The following is a 22,974-nucleotide window of genomic DNA, read 5'->3' on the forward strand; positions in this document are numbered from 1 at the left end:
TTGTCAAAAAGTAGCGTTAAAAACACATTTGCGAACGAAGGCGGCAGCGCTTGATTGGTAAAGGATAGATAGAAAGTCATCGCTTATGTTTTTCTACTGCTAAGCAGTTGGATATTAGAATACTAAAATACTCTTTGTTTTAGATTGAGGAAGTTGGGGTAATTTAGGAGCAGTAAGCGGTTTACCTACAGGAGTAACATTTAATTCCGGAGAAATTGATAATCTTGGAAATTATTATGTAAAAGTAAATACCAATAATAATCAGATTTACAGAATCAACCTTTCCACTTTAACTGCTACATTAATAACATTAAATACAAGTGTAAATTTACCCGATATGGCTTTTAATATTACAAATGGTTTATTGTATGGGGTAAACTCTACCAACGGGCAGCTTGTATCCGTAAATCCATCTACAGGAGCAGTAGTTGGAATAGGCATTACTCCGGGAGCAGTAAATTTTGGGGCTATGTTTGCTTCCAGCACAGGTGAGATGTACGGAGCTGATAATGCAGGAGGCTTTTATCAGTTTAATCTTACCACCGGACAGAGAGTATTGATTTCTAATTCTCCTGCAAGTAACGGAAATGATGGTGCACATTGTGTAACAGCTCCAATCAGCTTCGGTTCAAATTTATCTGTAACTAAAACAGACGGAAAAACCGAATATATTCCGGGAACTACAAATACCTATACCCTTGTTGTAAGCAATTCAGGGCCGTTTGGTGTACTCAACGCAACGGTAAGTGATCCCGTTCCTGCAGGAATTCCTGCCTCAAACGTTTCCTATACGGCTGTTGCATCATCAGGAAGCACGACAAATGTTGTAGGAACACAGGTGGGAGCAATCAACGATTTGGTTTCAGTTCCGGTAAATGGTACAATTACCTATACCGTAAATATCAATGTGCCTCTTTCCTTTACGGGTAATCTGGTAAACACCGTTACAGTAACTCCTCCTGCAAATTCTACAGATTCTAATCTTGCAGACAATACGGCTACAGATACAGACACAAATGGTGTTTGTTACCGACCTGCAGTTACAGATAGCAATACTTACCCTACACAACACGGTATTACAGCGCTTTCAAGAGCCGGCAATGACAACAGCAATTGGCCAATGGTAAGACAGAGCGGATGGACGGCTTTAGAAGCAAAAACAAAAGGATTTGTGATCAACAGAATTGCAACAACAGCAGCCGTAAATGCAATCCCGAATCCTGTAGAAGGAATGATCGTGTTTGATATAGAGGCAGACTGTTTGAAAATCAATACAACAGGTACATCTGGAGGCTGGAAATGTTTAAATACTCAAACATGTCCTTAAAAAATTATAATTCATAACTATAGCATGTTTAAGCTTTGCTAAAGTTTAATTTTAAAAATTTTATAATGAAAAAAATAATTATTATATCAACTATATTTATTGCTCATTTGGCATTTTCCCAAATAGCAATCGGTAAATCTGCAATAAGCACATTGTCTGACAATATGACTCCAAATCCTAATATTTCATTAGAATTTGGAACGGGCAATAAAGGAATTATTTTACCTTGGGTAACCTCTGCTGCGGGAGTAACTTCAGCAGTTCCGGGAACGATAATTTTCGACACCACAGATTATAAAATAAAAGTGAAACTCGCCGCTTCCTGGAAAGATCTGAGTATTGATACAAACGGAACAGCAAATACATCACTCCAGAATAGTCTCACAGATCAAAACACAGCGAAAACTGTGATAGGATCGAACGCAGCTACAGATAATACGCCGGGTATTTTAGTCCTTACAGATACGGATAAAGCCATGGTGCTTCCTAAAATGGCAAGTCCTCATCTTAATATCAAAAACCCGGCTCCGGGAATGATGGCTTACGATACTTCAACGAAGCAGCTTGCTGTTTTCAACGGAACTGTCTGGAGTTTTTGGAAATAGAATTATTGTATACTTAAATTATTCCAATTCCGAGTAACAAAAACCCTTTCATAGCAGCTATGAAAGGGTTTTTATAATTAATTTAGATTTACTTTTAAGTCAGCATTCCACCGTCCACGTTCAGAACCTGTCCGGAAATATAAGAAGACATTTCGCTTCCTAAAAAAACACATGCATTAGCTACATCTTCAGGCTGACCTCCTCTTTTCAAAGGAATTCCGTCTCTCCATCCCTGAACTGTTTTTTCGTCTAAAGCTGCCGTCATTTCAGTTTCAATAAATCCCGGAGCAATAGCATTACAACGAATGTTTCTGGATCCTAATTCAAGCGCAATAGATTTGGTAAATCCAATAACACCTGCCTTAGAAGCGGCATAGTTTGCCTGTCCTGCATTTCCTTTTACTCCCACTACAGAAGTCATATTGATGATAGAACCAGATTTTGCCTTCATCATTGGCTTGATTACCGCTTTGGTAAGGTTGAATACAGAATCCAGATTTACTTTGATAATTGTATCCCAATCATCTTTTGACATTCTCATCAGAAGATTATCTTTTGTAATTCCGGCGTTATTCACCAAAATATCAATTTTTCCAAATTCAGTCATTACCTCATCAACCAATTTCTGAGCCGCATCAAAATCTGAAGCATCAGACTGATAACCTTTAATTTGAGTTACAGAACTTAAAGCAGTTTCTAATTCTTTAGCTTTTTCTACAGAGCCAGCGTAAGTAAATGCTACTTTCGCTCCCTGTTGAGCAAAAATTTCTGCAATTCCTTTTCCGATTCCTCTTGTAGCTCCGGTAATTAGCGCTACTTTTCCTTCCAATAGTTTCATATAATGATTATTTATTTTAAACTTAAATAATTTGTTTGGTGTAAATTATTAGTCTGCAAAGATATTATAATTTGCTGTCTGCAATATATGCAAAGCACAATTTCTTTCTTTATTTCAGCGAATTATTCACAATCAGAACAATTTCCCCTTTCAGAGTTTTACTTTTTGAAAATTCAATCAATTCATCAATTGTACCACGCTTAGTTTCTTCAAATTTTTTCGAAATTTCCCGGCTTAAGCTGGCTTTGGTTTCAGCTCCGAAAAATTCTTTAATCTGCTCTAGGGTCGTATTAATCTTATGGGGACTTTCGTACAAAACAATCGTTTTTTTCTCTTCTGCTAATTGTTTCAGCTTGGTTTGCCGTCCTTTTTTCTGTGGTAGGAAACCTGCAAAAAGAAATTCATTATTAGGCAGACCGGAAACTACCAAAGCAGGAATTAAAGCTGTTGCTCCGGGAAGGCAGATCATCTCAATATTATGATCCGAACCTGCTTTTGCTAATAAATAACCAGGATCTGAAATTCCCGGTGTCCCTGCATCAGTAATAATCGCAATGTTTTGTCCGTTCTTAAGATCAGTAATTACTTTTTCTGTAGCTTGATGTTCATTATGTAAATGATAGGATTTCAGAGGTTTAGCTATTTCAAAGTGTTTCAGGAGAATTCCAGAAGTTCGGGTATCTTCACAAAGAATATAATCTACTTCTTTAAGGATTTTTATTGCCCTGAAAGTCATATCATCCAGATTTCCTACTGGAGTAGGTACAAAGTATAGGATTCCGCTCATTAATTTAAGTATTTGAATCCAAACAAACCTTTGTCATAAAGAACATTTACAGTGTCTCCATGCTTTATCTGAATTAAAATTTTTTGCTGGTTCAATTTTCTTTTTTTATCTATTTTCTCTATAAAATTATTCTGGATAATAAATTCCTGACTATTCGTGTTATGTAATGAGACTATTTTATCATAATTAAACAGCTGATAAACAACATTTTCCTTATTAAGAGACTTCATTTGATTTAAAAACATAACATTTGTTGTTATGAAACCTCTGAAAAATGTATAAAAAAGAATAACAAATAAAAACCAACCCAATATTAACATTCCCATTTGCTCTTTACTTTTTTCAATTTTAAAAAAACCAAATAAGAGTATAAAAATACTAATTGCCAGATAAATTTTCCAGAAATAATTATTTTCAAAATATTTAATATCACTATCCAAATATTTATCTTTTACAAATGGTTTTTCAATAAAACTATAAATAGAAAGAACCAAAATTAAAATTATTGAAGTCAGAAGCTTGCTAATTGATATTTGATTTCCTAAAACATTGATATTTCGATCCATGTAGATTTTACATAAATTTATTTTCTACCAACAGCCAAAGTCTCTGTGCATATTCATCTACCTTATCCCATTTTTTATCGTAATAGAGATCACTGAGATACTCTTTCGCTTCTTCAAGATTTTTACATCTGTTAAGCTCAGAAATAGCATTATTTAAATCTGTCTGGCTGCCTCCGAAAAGCACTTTTGTAAAAGCAAGTCTGTCATTCAGATCCAATCTGAACTCAGGTCTTGGTTTTGCAGCCTCCATAAAATCAGTCGGAATATTGCTTTTTATCAAACTTCCCGGATCTTCTTTTACAATCTGATCTTCAGATTTTTCTTCTTTTTCTCTGTCTAGAGGATAATCATCAAACAAAGTCTGAATAGATTTCAGCCCTCTTATATTTGCAAGTTTAATTTTCTTTTCGTTTTTATAAGCTTCAATATTTTCAAAGCTCTGATCCGAAAGCGGTGTATCTCTTACTGTTTCATAAGCTGGCTTTTCAATATCCAAGATTTTGCTTCTATCAGATTCATCCGACGTATCTTCATCATAATGAGAATCTTTCTTTATTTCGTCTAAAACAGTTTCTACATTAGAATTTTCAGTAATTATTTCTTCCTGATTCAGTTTTACAGCATCTGAAACATCTTGAGTTTCTGTTTCTTCAATCAGAATATCATCTTCTTGGTAATGATCAGCATCAAAAATATCGGCAATTTTTTCTGAAATTTCCGGCTGGCTTTGTTCCTGAATATCAGCTCCGCTCAATTGTTCCGTAGAAGCGTTTTCTTCGGTCTTATCACCATAAAAAGCTTCGTCTTCTTCTACGAAATCATCTTCGGGTTCAGCATTTTCCAGAATTCTTTCTTCGTCTACAAAACTCAGGATAAGATCTTTATTTTCCGGATATTCCTCGTCAATTTCATTCAGCTCGTTATTAAACACAGCTTCCTCCTCAAGATGATCTGATATTTCATCAGAAACAAAGTCTACAGCTGCTTCGGGTTTGTGTTCTTCAACAAAATTAACCAGCTCCTCATGCAGATCACTCTCGATAATCTCATTGATTTTCTGGTTAAAAATAGCTTCCTCTTCTTTTACTTCAAAGCTGTCTTCAGATTCTGACGGATAGTTGCTTCCAATTTCGTTCAGCTCATTATTAAAAATAGCTTCTTCTTCAAGATATTCGTTAGGACTACTATATTCTGCCTTTTCAGAATACGGCAGATTCTCAAAATTTCTCAGATTTTTGTTCAACAGCTTCAAAAAAGTGATCTTCTCTGCGAGATCATCAGCAAGACTGTGCTTTGAAATCAGCTCTTCGACATTATTTATGCCGCTTAGAATATGAATGATATTCCGGGATTCGGAAAAAATCTTATCCTTTAAATCTTGAATGTTCTGCATCGTAGATCTTATTAAATTTGCTTACTTTTGATGATAAAATATTACGGCTAATTTAACAAATGTTTTTAGAAAATACAATTAATCATTCCAAACAGAGCGGTTGGATGGAAGTAATTTGTGGCTCAATGTTTTCCGGAAAAACCGAAGAGTTGATCCGAAGACTGAGAAGAGCCGAAATGGCGGGGCAGAATGTGGAGATTTTTAAACCTAAAATTGATGTACGGTATTCCGAAGATGATGTAATTTCACATAATCAGACTAAAATACGGAGTACACCGGTGGAAAATCCCAACGAAATTCTTCTTTTGGCTTCCAATTGTGCGGTAGTGGGAATAGATGAAGCTCAGTTTTTTGATGAAAGTATTGTAGATGTAGCCAATCAGCTTGCAAACAGCGGTGTAAGAGTTGTCATTGCCGGTCTGGATATGGATTTTCTGGGAAGACCTTTCGGACCAATGCCGAATCTTATGGCAACCGCAGAATACGTTACAAAAGTACATGCTATCTGCAGGAGAACCGGAAATCTTGCCAACTATTCTATGAGAACTTCTGCAGGGAAAGATCTTGTAGAACTCGGAGAGACAGAAGCTTACGACGCAGTCAGCAGAAGAGTTTTCGTAGACGAAGTTTTAAATAAAAAATAATTTAATATCAAATTAATTATTATTTTTGTTTAAATATTAATAGTAAAAACTATCATAAAATGATATTGGAAATCAAAAACTATATCAAAATCAGTAATTCTATTGATGAAATTCTGAAGAACTCTCCGTTTAAGATGAAATATATCATTGAGAAAAGCGGTATTTCTGAGCCTACTTTTTTTAGAAAAATGAAGGAAAAAAAATTTCTTCCCGAAGAATTATTAAAAATTGCCGAGATTATTGAACCGGAAAAGTCTTTTTTACATTCTTTGGAAGAAGCTGAAAAAGATTTTGAAAGTGGAATTTACCATTCTCATGACGAAGTAATGAAAATTTCTGAAGAACGTTTTCTGAAAAAGTATGGAAATAAGGTGGTCTAAATTTGCTTTACAAGATCTTGAGCAGATAGAAGATTATATCGGAAACCGATTTACTTTCAGAGAATATCAGAACTTTATAAATACTCTTAATCATAAGATAACCATAATTCTCAATAGAAAAGTGACATTCCAAAAACTGGGAAAATTTCCTGATTATAATAAGCTATTAATTACAGAACAAACAACTCTGATTTACAAACTAGAGCCAAAATACCTGAAAATATTACGTTTATACAATAATTTTCAGGATGATGACAAAAAATTTATAATAGACGATTTATAAATGAATTATACAGTAGAAGATATCGCAAAGATCACCAGTGCAAAAATCATTGGTGATAAAGAATTAATCAAAAATATTGCTTTCGACAGCAGAACGATTTATTCTACTAAAAATACAGCGTTTATAGCGATCAATACTCTAAAAAATTCAGGAGAAAAATTCATTGAATCTGCGGTCGACCGTGGAATAAAAGTCATCATTTCCGAACATCATTATCCTCAGTTTGAAAATATCACATGGATTATTGTTAAAAATTCTGTGGAATTTCTTCGGAAATTGGCAAAATTTCATTTTGAAAATTCTCACATAAAATCTGTAGGAATTACAGGGAGCAACGGGAAAACCATTTTAAAAGAATGGCTGTATCAATGTCTCTGGAATGAATTTCCTACGGTAAAAAGCCCAAAAAGTTTTAATTCTCAGATTGGTCTTCCGCTTTCTCTTCTCCAGATCAATGATTCTCATAAGCTCGGAATCTTTGAAGTTGGCATTTCGGAACCTGACGAAATGGAAAAACAGGAAAATATTTTTCCTCCTAAAATTGGTTTGTTAACCCATATCGGAACTGCTCATCTTGCGAATTTCAAATCTGAAGAAGAATTGATTGACGAAAAAATCAAACTTTTCAGAAATTCAGAAGTTATTATTTATAATGGCAATAACCGATTGGTTGACAAAAAGATAAAAGAACTTTATTCAAGTAAAAAATTAATTTCATACGGTTTTAAAGATCACAATCAGGTATACTACAAAAACAATACTTCTAAAAATGAAGATGTTGTTGTACAGTATTTGGATGAAGAAATATCATTTCCGGTACACCAAAGAGATGAAGCCACTTTAAGCAATGCTCTGGCTTTGATAACAGTATTAAAGGAGCTAGGAGTAGAAACTCAAAAGATCATCGAAAAAATCAATGCGTTGAAAGCTGTTGAAATGAGACTTGAAGCCATTGAGGGAATTAAAGATAATATAATCATCAATGATTCTTTCAATCTTGATCTTGACTCACTGAAAACGGCTCTTCAGTTTCTGAATGAATATAACAAGCCAAAAAAATCTTTGGTTTTAACGGATATTATTGGTGTAAATGCCAACTCAAAGGCACTTTATGAGGAAGTTTCAGATCTTGTGAATGAACAAAAATTTGAATCTGTTTTTCTGATCGGTACAGAAATAACAAAATTTTCAGCACTTTTCAAATATAAAACTTTTACTTTTATTGATACGAATGAACTCATTGATAGTAAATATCTTAATGAGATAGAAAATCAGATCATTTTATTGAAAGGAGCAAGAAAATTTGAAATTGAAAAACTTAAAGATATTCTTGAGCTCAGAAAGCATGATACAGTTCTGGAAATTAATCTGAATGCTATTCTTCACAATATTAATTACCATAAATCTTTACTGAAACCATCCACAAAAATGATGACAATGGTGAAAGCAAATGCGTATGGATTGGGAAGTTATGAGATTTCAGAATTCTTACAGCATCATCATATTGATTATCTCGGAGTTGCTTTTGTAGATGAAGGAGTAGAACTCCGAAAAAAAGGGATAACAGTACCTATTATTGTGATGAATCCTGAACAGCACAGCTATGAAGCGGTGATTGAGTATAATCTTGAACCTGAAATCTACAGTTTCAGAGTTTTAGAATTGTTTTATGAGGCTGTACAGAAATCAGGACATGATAAAAAATATCCAATTCACATTAAACTGGAAACCGGAATGCACCGTCTTGGTTTCAAAGATCATGAGTTGGATGAACTCAGTAATGCTTTAGTTAATAAAAACCTGAAAGTTCAAAGTATTTTCAGCCATCTTTCGTCTTCAGATATACCTGACGAAAGAGAATTTACTCTCAATCAGCTAAAAACTTTTGAAAAAAATTCAGCTTATTTGATAGAAAAATTGGGATATACTCCTATCAGACATATACTCAATTCATCAGGAATTACAAATTATACCGATCATCAATATGATATGGTAAGAATTGGTATCGGAATGCTTGGTGAATCTTCAAATTCTGAAATACAAAAACAATTACGGTCTGTTGTAAGCTTCAAAACGGTCATTTCCCAGATTTCTGTAGTAGAAAATGGAGAATCAGTAGGTTACAGCAGGAGATTTAAAGCACAACATCCGACTAAAATTGCTACAATACCTGTAGGCTATGCAGACGGAATACCAAGATTGATTGGGAATCAGATAGGAAATGTGGGCATCAGCAAAACCTTAGCTCCTATTGTAGGAAGTATTTGCATGGATATGATGATGATCAATATAGATCACATTCCCCATGTAAAAGAAGGAGATAAGGTTACTATTTTCAATGCAAAGCCAAGTTTAAAAGAATTTGCATCATATTGCAATACAATAACTTACGAAGTTTTAACATCCATTTCGCCACGAGTGAAAAGAATTTATGTAAAAGATTAAAGCCTATGAGAAAGTTTCTGATTTTACTTTTCATATTACAGATAGTTTTCATTAACGCTCAGGTTAAGAAAAATCTTGTGATTCCGAAAAATCCCAAAATAGGACTTTCTTTAGCTGGTGGCGGAGCTAAAGGCTTTTCTCATATCGGAGTTCTCAAAGTTTTAGATTCTTTAGGCGTAAAAGTCGATTACATTTCCGGAACAAGTATGGGAGCTATCGTTGGTGGATTATATGCAGCAGGATATACTGGTAAAGATATCGAAAAAATTGTCATGGATACCGATTTTTACTCTCTCATCAGAGATCCGAAATCAAGAAAGGAAAGTACCTTTTTTAATAAATCTGTTGATAAGTATCTGCTTACCATTCCACTTCAGAACGGCAAAATTACATTACCTTCTTCCATCAGTTCCGGACAAAAAAATGTTTATCTTTTGAAAGAACTATTTAAAAATGTCTCTAATATTGATGATTTTTCTAAGCTTCCTATTCCTTTTATGTGCGTGGCGACCAATCTGGAAAGTGGTAATATGGAAATATTTGAAAAAGGTGATTTAGTACAGTCTATCATGGCAAGCTCAGCATTTCCTTCTTTGATGGATCCCGTAAAAATTGGTGACAGCATTTATATTGACGGAGCAATGACCGTTAATTATCCGTCAAAACCTTTAAAAGACAAGGGAATTGATATTGTTATCGGTGTAGATCTTAATCAGGATTTATCCAAAAGAGAAGATTTAAACAACATTATCTCTATTCTGAACCAGATTATAGATTTTGGAATAAAAAAAGATACAAGAAGACAGTACAGGTTTACAGATATTAATATTAAGCCAAATCTTACAGGAATGACTGCTACAAGCTATGATGATAAGAAAAAAATTCTAGACAGCGGTTTTGTAGAAGGACTTAAATATGCTGAAATTCTGGATCAGCTTCCAAAAAGAAATTTTGACCGTCTCAGACAGCCTGTAAATCCAATATTTTCTAATGTCTATAAGATAGACAGCATACAGATAGATGGCGGGAAAATATACGGAAAAAACTATGTCTTGGGGAAAATGGGACTACGGCTTCCATCAATGCAAACCTACGGAAGTATCAATCGGGGGATAGATAAACTTATTGCAACCAATAATTATCGCTTTATCAACTATGATATTATCTCGGGTAACAGCTCCAATTATCTTAAGCTTTACGTAAATGAAGATGAAACAAGACATTTCTTAAAAGTCGGTTTGCATTATGATGAAATTTTTAAAACAGGATTGCTGATGAATTATTCAGCAAAGAGGCTTTTATTCAAAAACTCCAATTTATCTGTAGATGTTGTCGTAGGAGATAAGCCAAGATATTATTTAAACTACTTTATAGACAACGGATATATTCCCGGATTTGGAATTTATTCTTCAGGAATGAGTTTCGATATAAAAGACATGAATAATTATAATATAGAACGATGGGAATGGCTCAGAAATGAAGCGTATATACAATCTGTTTGGAGAGATAAATTTGCCATTGGAGGAGGTTTAAGCTACGATTATTTTGAAGCAGAATCAAATGGAATAAACAAAAGATACAACAGATTTTTAAATCCCTATGTATTTCTAAAAAGTGATACGCAGAATGACAGAGATTTTGCAACACAGGGAATTTACATCAATGCTGAAGGTAAAGTGATAGATTTACTCAAATCTGAAGTCGAAAAAAGAATTGTCCAGGTGAAAGCTGATATAAAAATTAACATTCCCCTTTCAAGACAATTTGCTTATAAGCTTAATCTGTATGGAGGGATTACCATAGGAGAAAATACTCCTCAATTTTATAAATACAGATTGGGAGGAATTTTTGAACAGAACATGATTAACTTCAAATCTTTCTCCGGCTTTTATTTTGCTCAGTTAAATTCAAATAATACTGTCTTAATATCCAATGATCTTCAATTTAAATTCAACAAAAATTATTTTTTAACAGGTAATTTCTCTTTTGCAAATTTATCTGATGACATCAGTTTTGAAGATGCTGTAAAACTCAATTACAGTTCTGCCGGTATTTCCGCAGGATACAAATCCCCTTTCGGACAGATAAAAATAAATTTCAGTCATTCACTCAAAACTAACCAAAAAGGAATATTCAGTGTGATTTTAGGACACTGGTTTTAAAGCATGATACAATATTTTTACGAAAACATTACAGAAACTGTAGACCACAATTATAAAATTTGGCTTCAGGACATAATTATTTCAGAACAAAAAAAGATTGGCAAGATCAACTACATATTTTGTGATGACGAATATATTCTTAAAGTAAATCAGGATTATCTTCAGCATGATTACTATACCGACATTATCACATTCGATTACGTAAAAGGCAAAACCATAAGCGGTGAGATTTTTGTATCTTTGCAGCGCATTTCGGATAACGCTTCTACCCTTTTGAAAAATTATGAAGACGAATTGAGAAGAGTTTTAGCTCACGGGATTCTGCATCTCTGCGGTTATAAAGACAAGTCTGAGGAAGAAGAAAAAGAAATGCGAAACAAAGAAGATTTTTATTTGAATAAATATTCAAAATAAGATCTTTTTATTAGGAGCTAGATCCCGCTCTCCGCACTCGCTATTTTTCTTTTCAAGAAAAATGAGCTCAGACAATTGCTTCGATCGGGGCTAAAACAGCCATTTTAAAGGCTTTTTAAGCCTTCTAATTAAGAATGTTTCACGTGAAACATTAAGGACAGAAAATAAAAAATAAGCTTTAAATAAGCAATATAAAATGATTTCAGAAATATATGACTTAATTGTCGTAGGAGCTGGTCACGCAGGATGTGAAGCAGCAGCAGCAGCAGCAAATTTAGGATCGAAAACCCTGCTTATTACGATGAATATGCAGACTATCGGACAAATGAGCTGCAACCCTGCAATGGGTGGAATTGCGAAGGGACAAATTGTGCGCGAGATTGATGCTATGGGTGGCTATTCAGGGATTATAGCTGATAAATCTGCTATTCAATTCAAAATGCTTAACCTTTCAAAAGGTCCTGCAATGTGGTCTCCGAGAACGCAAAATGACAGAATGCTTTTTGCAGAAGAATGGCGTTTAGCTTTAGAAAATACACCAAATCTTGATTTCTTTCAGGATATGGTAAAACAGCTGATTATTGAAAACAATAAAGTTACAGGTGTTGTTACTTCGTTAGGAATTGAAATTAAAGGTCAGTCAGTAGTATTAACAAACGGAACTTTCCTTAACGGACTAATCCACGTTGGTGACAAGCAGTTAGGAGGCGGAAGAATGGGGGAACCGAGAGCTTTTGGAATTACAGAACAGCTCGTGTCTTTAGGATTTGAAGCAGGAAGAATGAAGACCGGTACTCCACCAAGAGTCGATGGAAGAAGTCTTGATTACTCTAAAATGGAAGAACAAAAAGGAGATGAAAACCCACAAAAATTCAGCTATCTTAATACTCCTAAATTAACAAAGCAATTAAGCTGTCATATTGTTTATACCAACGAAACAGTACATGATATTTTACGTGAAGGTTTTGACAGAAGTCCTATGTTCAATGGAACTATTCAAAGTTTAGGACCAAGATACTGTCCCTCAATCGAAGATAAAATTAACCGTTTTGCAGAACGAAACAGACATCAGTTGTTTGTAGAACCAGAAGGCTGGAAAACAGTAGAAATATACGTAAACGGCTTCAGCTCTTCACTACCTGAAGATGTTCAGATCAAGGCAATGAAACATATTCCTGGATTTGAAAATGTAAAGGTATTCCGTCCTGGCTATGCTATTGAATATGACTACTTTCCTCCTACTCAGCTAAAACATACTTTAGAAACTAAATTGGTTGAAAATTTATATTTCGCAGGTCAGATTAATGGTACAACAGGCTATGAGGAAGCTGCTGGACAAGGTTTAATTGCCGGAATCAATGCTCATAATAAGGTAAAAGAAAAAGAAGAATTTATTTTAAACCGTGATGAAGCTTATATTGGCGTTTTGATAGATGATCTCATTACAAAAGGAACAGAAGAGCCTTACAGAATGTTTACTTCCAGAGCAGAATACAGGCTACTTTTAAGACAGGATAATGCAGATATCCGCTTAACTCAAAAGGCATTTGACTTAGGATTAGCTTCACAGGAAAGATTGGAAAGAGTATATGAAAAAGTGTCTAAAAGTGAGGAACTTGAAAACTTTCTTCGAGAAACTTCTTTAAAACCAGGCATGATCAATCCGATTTTAGAAAGTATTGAAAGCAGTCCGGTAGATCAGGCTTACAGAGCTGCCCAGATTTTAACCAGACCTCACATGAATTTAAATAAACTTGAAGAACTTGATTTCATTAAAGAAGTTTCTTCTCAATATAATGATGAAGTAAGAGAACAGGCTGAAGTGAACATTAAATACAAAGGGTATATTGAAAAAGAAAAAGAAAATGTAGCCAAGCTGAATCGTCTGGAAAATGTAAAAATCCCTGAAGATTTTGATTACCTGCAAATTTCCAGTTTATCTTCTGAAGCCAAACAAAAAATGAATAAACTTAAACCAAAAACTGTTGCACAGGCAGGTAGAATAAGTGGTGTATCTCCTGCAGACATCAACGTATTGCTTGTTTATTTAGCTAAATAATCATAAATGTTTCACGTGAAACATCTTATAAATAAAGCTGAAATATTAGGTTTAAATAAGTCTAATTTTCAAGCTTGAATGTTTTAAAATTTATGAAAATAAAAGACCACTTTCTCACTCAGGAAGAATTTGAAGTTGTAGAGACTTCTACAAAAGGAGTGTATAAAACCTCCCCTATTCCATCTGATCTTTCAAAATATTATGAGAGTGAAGACTATATATCGCATCATCAGGATTCCGGAAGTATTAAGGAAAAACTATATAAATTTTTGCAGTCTTTTAATTTAAAGTATAAAAAAACAATCCTTTTAGATAGAGTACATAAAGGATCAAGAGTGTTAGATTATGGTTGCGGAGCAGGCGAATTTGTAAAATATATAGAAAATGATTTTAATACATTTGGTTTTGAACCGAATGCTTATGCAAGAAATGCAGCTCAAAATAAAATTTCAAAAGCAGTTATTTTAGATGATATTCAATCTATAGAGGATAACAGTTTAGATGCAATTACATTATGGCACGTTTTTGAACACATAGAAAATCAGGACGAAATACTTGAAGTTTTTAATAAAAAATTAAAAGAAAAAGGTCTTCTGATCATTGCCGTTCCCAACCCCACTTCTTACGATGCCAAGCATTATAAAGAATATTGGGCAGCTTATGATGTTCCGAGACACGTTTATCATTTTTCAAAAAAAGGTATGGAAACATTGATTTCAAAAAAGCCAAATTGGAAAATGAGAAAAATAAAACCTTTAGTCTTGGATTCGTTTTACATTTCCATGTTGAGCGAAAAATATAAAAAATCTCCGCTTTTTTGGCTTAAAGCAATCATTCATGGAACAATTTCTAACGTAAAAGCACTTTTTTCTAACGAATTTTCAAGTTTGATATACATTATCGAAAAAAAGTAGAAAATAGATTTTTGAGCTATTTATGAAGGTCAATTTTTAGAATTTTGGAATAATTTTATTGAAAAAATAAAATTTAGTAATTAAGATTTCGGATTTTTAAAAAGGAGATTAATAAAACTCTTTATGAAAAATAATATTTTGCTCATCATTTTATTCTTACAAATTTCATGTAATAAAAAGGAAAAGGAAAAATTCGGAGATGAATGGAAAACTATTGTGGTAAATTCTGATATTAAAAATAATATCAATTTCAAAAAGTTTAATGATGAAAAAGAATTTTCTTTTTTATTTGACAATGCTACTCTACAGAAAAAAACAAATAATATAATTTTCTTACAAGATGAAAAAATCGATCTGAAAGATACTTTGGAAAAGAATGACATATTTCTTAGAAATATAACCTGCGCAGCAAATTTTTATAATTCTGACACACTTTCAATTCATGTCATGAATAGTAACGGATATACAGGAAATGGTTTTAAAATTTCAGTATTTAAAAAGAAATATAAAGTCACCTATTCATCTTTTTCAGATGCAGGACCCACTTATCAAAACTCAAGTTTAAAATTTATATTCAGCAAGTTGATTTTAAACAAAAAGACATATAAGAAAAATGACAGTATTTTCGGGTATGTAGAATTCAAATGTACAGATGAAAAAACCTATTTAAAACCTGTAGAATATTATGCAAAAGGTTATTTCAAAACGAGAATTGAAAAAATAAAGTAAAAACCTCCGAAAAATCGGAGGTTTTATTTAAATATAGGAATTCTAATTATTGATTGCTGAAACACCTGGAAGTTCAAGTCCTTCCAAACTTTCCAGCATTGCTCCTCCTCCGGTAGAAACATAGCTTACTTTATCACCGTAACCAAACTGTTTTACAAAAGCAACGCTATCCCCTCCTCCAACTAAAGAGAATGCACCTAACTTAGTGGCTTCTGCAATACTTTCCCCAAGTGCAACAGTTCCGGCTGCAAAATTTGACATCTCAAATACACCGATAGGACCATTCCATAAAATAGTTCTTGAATTTAAGAGTACGTCATTAAACTGTTCTCTTGATTGGCTACCAGCATCAAGTCCCATCCAACCTTCCGGAATTTCGTAGATATTCACCTCTTTTCTTTCAGCATCGTTATTGAAACTTTCAGCAATTATCGTATCTGAAGGAAGATATACCTTAACATTATTTTCTTTTGCTTTTTCCAAAATTTCCAATGCTAAACTGAGTTTGTCATCCTCTACCAAAGATGTTCCTATTTTTCCGCCTAAAGCTTTAATAAATGTGAATGCCATTCCTCCGCCAATAATCAAATTATCAACTGCTGGAAGAATATTTTCAATAATTGTAATTTTAGTAGAAACTTTAGAACCTCCAAGAATAGCAGTTACAGGTTTTTCACCTGATTTTAAGACTTTATCAATGGCTTTAAGCTCATTTGCCATCAAAATACCGAAAAATTTAGTTGAAGGAAAAAACTGAGCGATTACAGCCGTTGAAGCATGTGCTCTGTGAGCCGTACCGAATGCATCATTCACATACGCATCTCCAAGTTTAGACAATTGTTCTGCAAATTTTACATCTCCTTTCTCTTCTTCATTATGAAATCTGAGATTCTCAAGCAAAAGAATTTCACCAGGCTGCAGTTCAGCTGCAGCTTTTACAGCATTTTCACCAATACAGTCTTCTGCAAATTTTACTTTATTACCCAACACATCAGAAATTTCATCTACAATATGTTTTAAAGAAAACTCATCCTTAGCTTCTCCTTTTGGTCTTCCCAGATGCGCCATCAAGATAACAGAACCTTCATCAGAAAGAATCTTATCTACAGTAGGCTTTACCGCTGCAATTCTCGTATTATCGGTTACTTTAAGCTGATCATCCTGCGGAACATTAAAATCTACTCTTACCAGAGCTTTCTTTCCTTGAAAATTGTAATCTTTGATTGTTTTCATATTGTTTAAAATATTGTAAGGGTTATCATTTTAGACTAAAAGAACTCATGTCATTCATGCGCGGTTCTTTTAAATTTTACTTTCACAAATGTAAGATTTTAAATTTTCGGAGGAAACGGAAACATCTAAAAGTTTTCAAAAAAAATGAGAAGCCCGTTCATTCAATAATCAACATTAATTTCTTTTTTTTAAAATAAAAGAATGAGTAATGTTGTTGAGTGATGTGAATTTCGGGGATAAGTTTTCTCATAAAACTTCATCACATAAAAATGATCTGAAACTCATAGTTAATCCACAATTTAATTATCTGTAAATGTGATTATTTCTGGTTTTACCAACAATTATGGATAACTTTCTAGATATCATCTTTCTTGATAAAAGGAATATGGAAAAAAATAATAATACCTGCAAAAAGTTTTGAAAAAGTTTTGAAATTATTTTTGGAAGAATATTTCATTACGAATTTTAATAAAGCAAAAAAACATTATTTTCAACAAAGTTTTCCACACTTATTCACATTGCTCTTAACAATTTATACGGGTTTAATTAACAATTGTGGAACACACAGCTTCACAAGAAAATGGAATCATATTATAAATTGACTATCAATTACTTATTAAATAAATACACTGAAACGAATACTTATTCTGAAAATTAATTCTTATAAGTAATTCCAAATGGGTTAATTCCGGTATATATATGTGAAAAATATATTAAAATGAGGAGTTATACCAATTCTTTGCAAATATTGCTTTACTAACTAAAAATTTAGTTAAATAAAAATAATATAATATCTTAGATTTACAGTAACTTTGTAAGATAAATCTAGTATTAAGTTAAAATGAAAAGAAAAATCGCTATCGCAGCAGATCACGCAGGTTTTGAATATAAAGAATATCTGAAACAGCAGCTTCAGGATGAATTTGAAATTCAGGATTTTGGAACTCATTCTCTGGAAAGTGTAGATTATCCGGATTTTGTACATCCAGCTGCAACTTCGGTTGAAAATGGAGAAAACGAATTAGGAATTTTAGTTTGCGGAAGCGGACAAGGCGTTCAGCTTTCTGCCAATAAACATCAGGGAATTCGTTGTGCATTAGCATGGATGCCGGAAATTGCGGCATTATCTAAGCAACATAATAAAGCCAATATGGTTGCTTTACCGGCAAGATTTGTAGCAAAAGAGTTTGCTTTGGAGATTGTAAAAACATTTCTGAATACAGAATTTGAAGGTGGAAGACACCAAAACAGAGTTGACAAAATTGCATTTTGCTAAATTGATAAAGGCTTGAAAATCATTTTTCAGGCCTTTTATTTTTTATTGTATATTTGCAACTCAAAACAGAACTTACCAGACTGTTGATTCCATTAAAATTTTTGATCATCTTTTAGAACATCAAAAAGTTTTCCTCGCACTTCTCCATATTTATTATAAATTTATAGAAAGATTATCACAAGATTCTATCTTGATATTAATAAATATTCGACGATGAAATCTGTTTCAATTTTCTTCATATTCATTTCTGCAGCTCAGACAGAAATTATTGGCAAGAAAAATGATGAATTTTAATGAGTATAAATAGAATTCATATTTACAACTGTATATTCAGGATAAAATCGGAATATATTTGAATAATTAATTAAAAATGGCAAAAAAGAAAAAATATATAAGTCAGAAAAATGATCATAAACTCATGGAAATCGGAAAGCTGATTATGAGATTTATGAATCAGAATCAAACAAAGCTGTACAATTACAAGCAAATCTCAGACGGGATAGATTATAAAAATCCGAGACAGCGTGAGATGGTAATTCAGGCTTTGCACAAATTATTAGCAAACCAGAGAATAAAAGAAACCGAAAAAGGAAAATTCAGTATTAATCTTAATATTGAAGGTACTTTAACAGGAACCATAGATTTCAACCAAAGCGGTAATGCTTATGTTACCGTGGAAAATTTAAAAGACGATATTTTCATTCATTCAAAGAATGTAAAAGATGCTTTGCAGGGTGACACGGTACTCATTGTAACTTATAATTTCAAAGGGAAAAAGCTGGAAGGTTCCGTTTTGGAAGTTTTAGAAAGAAAAAGAACAGAATTTGTGGGTACTTTTCAGCTGGTTCCGCATAAAGAGTTTGGTTTTGTGGTTTGTGATAAAAAGACGATCAACACCGATATTTTCATTCCGAAAAATAAAATTAACGGTGCTGAAAACGGCAATAAAGTCATCGTAAAAATGACCGAATGGAAACCTGGAGACAAAAATCCTGAAGGTGAAATTCTACAGGTTCTTGGAAATCCTGGGGAACATGAAACGGAGATCCACTCTATTCTCGCTGAATATGGTTTACCATACAATTTCCCTGAAGAGGTGGAAATAGATGCTGATAAAATAGACCGAAGAATTACAGATGAAGAGGCAGCAAAACGCTGGGATATGCGTGAAGTACTTACTTTTACAATAGACCCGAAAGATGCAAAAGATTTTGATGATGCATTATCAATCAGAAAATTAGACAACGGAAACTGGGAAGTTGGGGTTCATATTGCAGATGTTTCTCACTATGTAGTTCCGGGAACAATTCTGGATGATGAAGCGTACCAAAGAGCAACATCCGTGTATTTGGTAGACCGTGTTGTACCGATGCTTCCTGAAGTTTTAAGCAATGATGTCTGTTCACTTCGTCCGAACGAGGATAAATACACATTTTCTGCTGTTTTTGAACTGAATGATAAAGCAGAAGTTAAAAAAGAGTGGTTCGGAAGAACGGTTATTCATTCCGACAGAAGATTTACGTATGAAGAAGCTCAGGAAAGAATCGAAACCAAAGAAGGTGATTTGCAGGAAGAAATCAACGTTTTGGATGGTTTAGCTAAAATTATGCGCGGAGAACGTATCAGAAATGGGGCAATTACTTTCGACAGAAGCGAAGTCCGGTTTAATTTGGATGAAAACAATCAGCCGATTGGTGTTTATTTTAAAATCAGTAAAGATTCAAACCACCTGATTGAAGAATTTATGCTTTTGGCCAATAGAAAAGTTTCAGAATTTGTATCGTTGAAAAAAGGAAGACCGAATGGAAATACCTTTATTTACAGAGTTCATGATGATCCGGATCCTGCAAAGCTGGAAGCTTTAAGAGATTTTGTTTCCACTTTCGGATACAAAATGGATTTGGCAAATACCAAAAAAGTCGCTGAATCTTTGAATAATTTACTGAAAGATGTAAAAGGAAAAGGCGAAGAAAATATGATCGAAACTCTGGCAATGCGAAGCATGAGCAAAGCCATCTACTCTACCGAACCGATCGGTCACTATGGTTTAGGATTCGATTATTACTCACACTTCACCTCTCCTATCCGCCGTTATCCGGATTTGCTTGCGCACAGATTGCTTCAGCATTATCTTGATGGAGGAAAATCTCCAGACAGAAACGAACTGGAAGAAAAAGCAAAACACTGCAGTTCAATGGAGCGTTTAGCGGCAGATGCAGAAAGAGATTCAATCAAGTTTATGCAGGTGAAATTTATGGAAAAACATTTAGGAGAAACTTTCACAGGGGTTATTTCAGGAGTTGCAGAATTTGGTTTCTGGGTTGAAATTCCTGAAAACGGAGCGGAAGGTTTAATAAAACTCCGTGATTTGATGGATGATTCTTACACCTACGATAAATCTACTCATGCAGTTTACGGAAACCGTACAGGAAACCGCTATCAGTTGGGAGATAAGGTAAAAATTAAAGTAGTAAAAGCTAATTTGATTGCTAAACAGCTTGATTTTAAGATTGTTGAGTAATGACAAAAGTTGATAAATGTATTGTTTTTAGTATTTTAAATATTATTTTAATAATAACAATAATATTTAAGACTGTTATCAATTTTTATGTTTTTCTAATCAGTATCGCTGTAATTTGCATTATTGTTAATACATTAATCAATCAAAACCGTATAAAAATTAAAAACAACGACAAAATTTATTTTTTTGGAGTCGTTTTTCCTTTTATAGTTAATTGTTTTTTCGCGATAAATTATTTTACTGGGATGAATCCTCAAAAAGAAACATATTGTTTTAAAAATATGATTTCAGAAATTGGCGGAAGACACAGCCGTCAGAAAGGAAAAACGACTTATATTTATCTCAGCGGAAATGCCTATCAATATTCTTATATGACAAGAAGTTTTTTTATTGATTATAAAAGAATGTGGGGTAACAATCAAATCATCTATACTTTTGAAAGAGGTATATTTGGTTTAAAAGTTAGAAAGGATTTCAAATTCGTATATAAAGAAGCTTGTAATAATTTTTAATACTTAAACAAGATTGCTGTTTAGCGATGTTTTTGTTTTAATAACAATCAAAACAATCTTCTTTTTAAACCCAAATAAAAATATAATCTTTAAATTTGACTTTGAAACAAAATTTGAATGTTTGAACTCATACTTTCTGCCATTGGTTTAGGTTTTATGCTGAGTCTCGTTTTTATCGGGCCAATCTTTTTTCTCTTAATTGAAACCAGTTTTTCCCGTGGTCCGAAACACGCTTTATCGCTTGATTTTGGCGTAATTACTGCAGATTTGCTTTGTATTGTTGCAGCTTATTACGCCAGTGCAGATATTGTTGATCTTATCGACAAACATCCCGGGTTTTACAGAATTACGTCGATTCTTATCCTTACTTATGGAATTATCATGTTGGTAACCAAGACTAAAATGAGGATGCCCGGAGAAGAAAAACTTATCAGTCAGAATTATTTTAAAACTTTTATCAACGGATTTTTATTAAATCTTTTGAATGTAGGTGTAATACTGTTCTGGCTCGTCACAGTAATTGGAGTGAGAAATCAGTATCCGGATACCGAAAGCGTAATTTTATATTTGGGAATCGTGATCGCAACGTATCTGGCAATAGATTTTCTTAAAATTTTTCTGGCAAAGCAATTTCATGACAAACTGACTCAAAAGCTCGCCAACAATATCAGAAAAGGAGTTGGTGTAGTTTTAATCATATTCAGTTTTTTCATTTTCCTTCAAAGTTTTAAAATGTTTAACCAGTTTGAAAAACAGCTTGAGGAAGCAGAAAAAAAGGAATTAAAATACAAAAAAACAGATAAAATTTAAAGACATAATAATTCTTATCATAAATCCAACCTTGCTGAGAAACGTACTTGCGTAAAAAAAATCATTTCGCACATTGCGTAAAAAAAAGTTTTGAACATTAATTTAAATAAAAACGACATCTGATAATGAAAATATTTCCCAAAGCCCTTAAAAAAGGTGATAAAATAGCAATCATTTCTCCTGCAGGTTCTGTTGAGCCTGCTCAATTGGAAAAAGGTTTAGAGATGATTAAATCTAAAGGTTATGAACCTGTTTTAGGTGAAAATCTTTACACAAAATTTTCCAACGGCTACAATTACGCAGGAACCGAATCAGAAAGATTAAAAGATATTAACTGGGCATTAAATGACAGCGAGATTTCTGCAATCTGGGCTTCAAGAGGCGGTTACGGATGTCAGCATTTATTAGAAGGTTTAAACCTAAAGGAATTTGCTAAAAACCCTAAATGGTACATCGGGTATTCTGATAATACAGCTGTTCAAAGTTATTTGCTGAAAAAAGGTTTCGTTTCCATTAACGGACAAACCATCAAAACCTCAAGTTTTGGGGTTACTACAGAAAGTTATGATCTTATTTTTGATATTTTAAAAGGAAAAAGATCAGAATATAGTTTAAAATCTCATCAGCTTAATAAGCTGGGAAATATTGAAGGAGAATTGATCGGAGGAAATTTAGCATTAGTTTATGCGCTTTTAGGAACGAAATATTCATTTGATTTTAATGACAAAATTTTATTCATAGAAGAAATTGGAGAAAAATTTTATGCGCTCGACCGAATGATGATGAGTCTGGAACTGGCGGGAGTTTTCAAAAAAATCAAAGGTTTAATTATTGGTGGAATGACCAATATGGGGGATGAAAAAGATAACAGCCAATACGAAGAAAGTTTCGATGAATTTGCTTTTAAACTTATTTCAGACCGAATTTCAAAATATCATTTTCCTGTTATTTTTGGTTTTCCAAATGGTCATATTAAAGACAACCGACCGTTGATTATCGGAAGTGAAATTAAGATGAAGATTGATGATAAAGTAAAGATTGAGTTTTAATTAAAAACTATTAATAGCCGGACTCTC

General features: G+C 33.2%; 21 protein-coding genes and 1 pseudogene. 17 read left to right on the plus strand and 5 right to left on the minus strand.

Annotation, left to right across the window (positions count from 1 at the left end):
• Positions 1 to 169: 169 nt before the first annotated feature.
• From AC0NBN_RS13790 to AC0NBN_RS13800, 3 genes and pseudogenes are all read left to right on the plus strand, one after another.
• Positions 170 to 598: pseudogene (locus AC0NBN_RS13790) on the plus strand (DUF6923 family protein); the annotation flags it as partial.
• A gap of 18 nt (positions 599 to 616) precedes the next feature.
• Positions 617 to 1,327, plus strand: coding sequence for a hypothetical protein (locus AC0NBN_RS13795; RefSeq protein ID WP_474468638.1), 711 nt, complete (start codon positions 617 to 619; stop codon positions 1,325 to 1,327).
• Between the two features lie 65 nt (positions 1,328 to 1,392).
• Positions 1,393 to 1,932 carry a hypothetical protein gene (locus AC0NBN_RS13800; RefSeq protein ID WP_160813250.1) on the plus strand — a complete coding sequence of 180 codons (540 nt, stop codon included), beginning with the start codon at positions 1,393 to 1,395 and terminating at the stop codon, positions 1,930 to 1,932.
• A gap of 94 nt (positions 1,933 to 2,026) precedes the next feature.
• On the opposite strand, the gene fabG is transcribed toward AC0NBN_RS13800, so the two are convergent.
• The 4 genes from fabG to AC0NBN_RS13820 form a co-directional block, all read right to left on the minus strand.
• Complete coding sequence (gene fabG, locus AC0NBN_RS13805) at positions 2,027 to 2,770, minus strand: 3-oxoacyl-[acyl-carrier-protein] reductase (protein WP_160813249.1); 744 nt, start codon at positions 2,768 to 2,770, stop codon at positions 2,027 to 2,029.
• A gap of 109 nt (positions 2,771 to 2,879) precedes the next feature.
• On the minus strand, positions 2,880 to 3,557 hold the full coding sequence (rsmI, locus tag AC0NBN_RS13810; protein WP_160813248.1) for a 16S rRNA (cytidine(1402)-2'-O)-methyltransferase: 678 nt from the start codon (positions 3,555 to 3,557) through the stop codon (positions 2,880 to 2,882).
• Positions 3,557 to 4,123, minus strand: coding sequence for a hypothetical protein (locus AC0NBN_RS13815; RefSeq protein WP_143883023.1), 567 nt, complete (start codon positions 4,121 to 4,123; stop codon positions 3,557 to 3,559). Before AC0NBN_RS13815 ends, rsmI begins: the two co-directional genes overlap by 1 nt.
• A gap of 7 nt (positions 4,124 to 4,130) precedes the next feature.
• A complete protein-coding gene (locus AC0NBN_RS13820) occupies positions 4,131 to 5,516 on the minus strand; it encodes a ring-infected erythrocyte surface antigen domain-containing protein (protein ID WP_160813247.1) in 1,386 nt (461 codons plus the stop codon).
• 59 nt (positions 5,517 to 5,575) lie between these two features.
• Here AC0NBN_RS13820 and AC0NBN_RS13825 point away from each other — a divergent pair, with 59 nt between their 5' ends.
• The 9 genes from AC0NBN_RS13825 (at position 5,576) to AC0NBN_RS13865 (ending at position 15,546) form a co-directional block, all read left to right on the plus strand.
• A complete protein-coding gene (locus tag AC0NBN_RS13825) occupies positions 5,576 to 6,160 on the plus strand; it encodes a thymidine kinase (protein ID WP_143883025.1) in 585 nt (194 codons plus the stop codon).
• Between the two features lie 59 nt (positions 6,161 to 6,219).
• Complete coding sequence (locus tag AC0NBN_RS13830; RefSeq protein ID WP_160813246.1) at positions 6,220 to 6,540, plus strand: MerR family transcriptional regulator; 321 nt, start codon at positions 6,220 to 6,222, stop codon at positions 6,538 to 6,540.
• A complete protein-coding gene (locus AC0NBN_RS13835; protein ID WP_160813245.1) occupies positions 6,521 to 6,823 on the plus strand; it encodes a type II toxin-antitoxin system RelE/ParE family toxin in 303 nt (100 codons plus the stop codon). The genes AC0NBN_RS13830 and AC0NBN_RS13835 overlap by 20 nt, the downstream gene beginning before the upstream one ends.
• On the plus strand, positions 6,824 to 9,268 hold the full coding sequence (locus tag AC0NBN_RS13840; RefSeq protein WP_160813244.1) for a bifunctional UDP-N-acetylmuramoyl-tripeptide:D-alanyl-D-alanine ligase/alanine racemase: 2,445 nt from the start codon (positions 6,824 to 6,826) through the stop codon (positions 9,266 to 9,268).
• Positions 9,269 to 9,273: 5 nt separating this feature from the next.
• Entirely contained in the window at positions 9,274 to 11,430 is a 2,157-nt protein-coding gene (locus tag AC0NBN_RS13845) for a patatin-like phospholipase family protein (RefSeq protein ID WP_160813243.1), read from the plus strand.
• A gap of 3 nt (positions 11,431 to 11,433) precedes the next feature.
• The gene (gene ybeY / locus AC0NBN_RS13850; RefSeq protein WP_160813242.1) at positions 11,434 to 11,844 is read left to right on the plus strand and encodes an rRNA maturation RNase YbeY; all 411 of its coding nucleotides are present in this window, start codon (positions 11,434 to 11,436) and stop codon (positions 11,842 to 11,844) included.
• 196 nt (positions 11,845 to 12,040) lie between these two features.
• Positions 12,041 to 13,903, plus strand: coding sequence for a tRNA uridine-5-carboxymethylaminomethyl(34) synthesis enzyme MnmG (mnmG, locus tag AC0NBN_RS13855; protein ID WP_160813241.1), 1,863 nt, complete (start codon positions 12,041 to 12,043; stop codon positions 13,901 to 13,903).
• Between the two features lie 92 nt (positions 13,904 to 13,995).
• On the plus strand, positions 13,996 to 14,817 hold the full coding sequence (locus tag AC0NBN_RS13860) for a class I SAM-dependent methyltransferase (protein WP_160813240.1): 822 nt from the start codon (positions 13,996 to 13,998) through the stop codon (positions 14,815 to 14,817).
• 123 nt (positions 14,818 to 14,940) lie between these two features.
• Positions 14,941 to 15,546, plus strand: coding sequence for a hypothetical protein (locus tag AC0NBN_RS13865; RefSeq protein WP_160813239.1), 606 nt, complete (start codon positions 14,941 to 14,943; stop codon positions 15,544 to 15,546).
• A 42-nt stretch (positions 15,547 to 15,588) separates the two neighbouring features.
• On the opposite strand, the gene AC0NBN_RS13870 is transcribed toward AC0NBN_RS13865, so the two are convergent.
• On the minus strand, positions 15,589 to 16,779 hold the full coding sequence (locus AC0NBN_RS13870) for a phosphoglycerate kinase (RefSeq protein WP_160813238.1): 1,191 nt from the start codon (positions 16,777 to 16,779) through the stop codon (positions 15,589 to 15,591).
• An 841-nt stretch (positions 16,780 to 17,620) separates the two neighbouring features.
• Here AC0NBN_RS13870 and rpiB point away from each other — a divergent pair.
• The 5 genes from rpiB to AC0NBN_RS13895 all read left to right on the plus strand — a co-directional run bounded on the left by rpiB (position 17,621) and on the right by AC0NBN_RS13895 (position 22,947).
• Complete coding sequence (gene rpiB, locus AC0NBN_RS13875; RefSeq protein ID WP_160813237.1) at positions 17,621 to 18,055, plus strand: ribose 5-phosphate isomerase B; 435 nt, start codon at positions 17,621 to 17,623, stop codon at positions 18,053 to 18,055.
• A 370-nt stretch (positions 18,056 to 18,425) separates the two neighbouring features.
• On the plus strand, positions 18,426 to 20,576 hold the full coding sequence (rnr, locus tag AC0NBN_RS13880; protein ID WP_160813236.1) for a ribonuclease R: 2,151 nt from the start codon (positions 18,426 to 18,428) through the stop codon (positions 20,574 to 20,576).
• A 281-nt stretch (positions 20,577 to 20,857) separates the two neighbouring features.
• Positions 20,858 to 21,088 (plus strand): hypothetical protein, encoded by a 231-nt coding sequence (locus AC0NBN_RS13885; RefSeq protein WP_160813235.1) that lies wholly within the window; start codon positions 20,858 to 20,860, stop codon positions 21,086 to 21,088.
• A 117-nt stretch (positions 21,089 to 21,205) separates the two neighbouring features.
• On the plus strand, positions 21,206 to 21,898 hold the full coding sequence (locus AC0NBN_RS13890) for a LysE family translocator (protein WP_160813234.1): 693 nt from the start codon (positions 21,206 to 21,208) through the stop codon (positions 21,896 to 21,898).
• Positions 21,899 to 22,023: 125 nt separating this feature from the next.
• Positions 22,024 to 22,947, plus strand: a complete 924-nt coding sequence (locus AC0NBN_RS13895; protein WP_160813233.1) for an LD-carboxypeptidase — start codon at positions 22,024 to 22,026, stop codon at positions 22,945 to 22,947.
• Positions 22,948 to 22,974 lie beyond the last annotated feature (27 nt).

Source organism: Chryseobacterium sp. L12 (assembly GCF_056133985.1).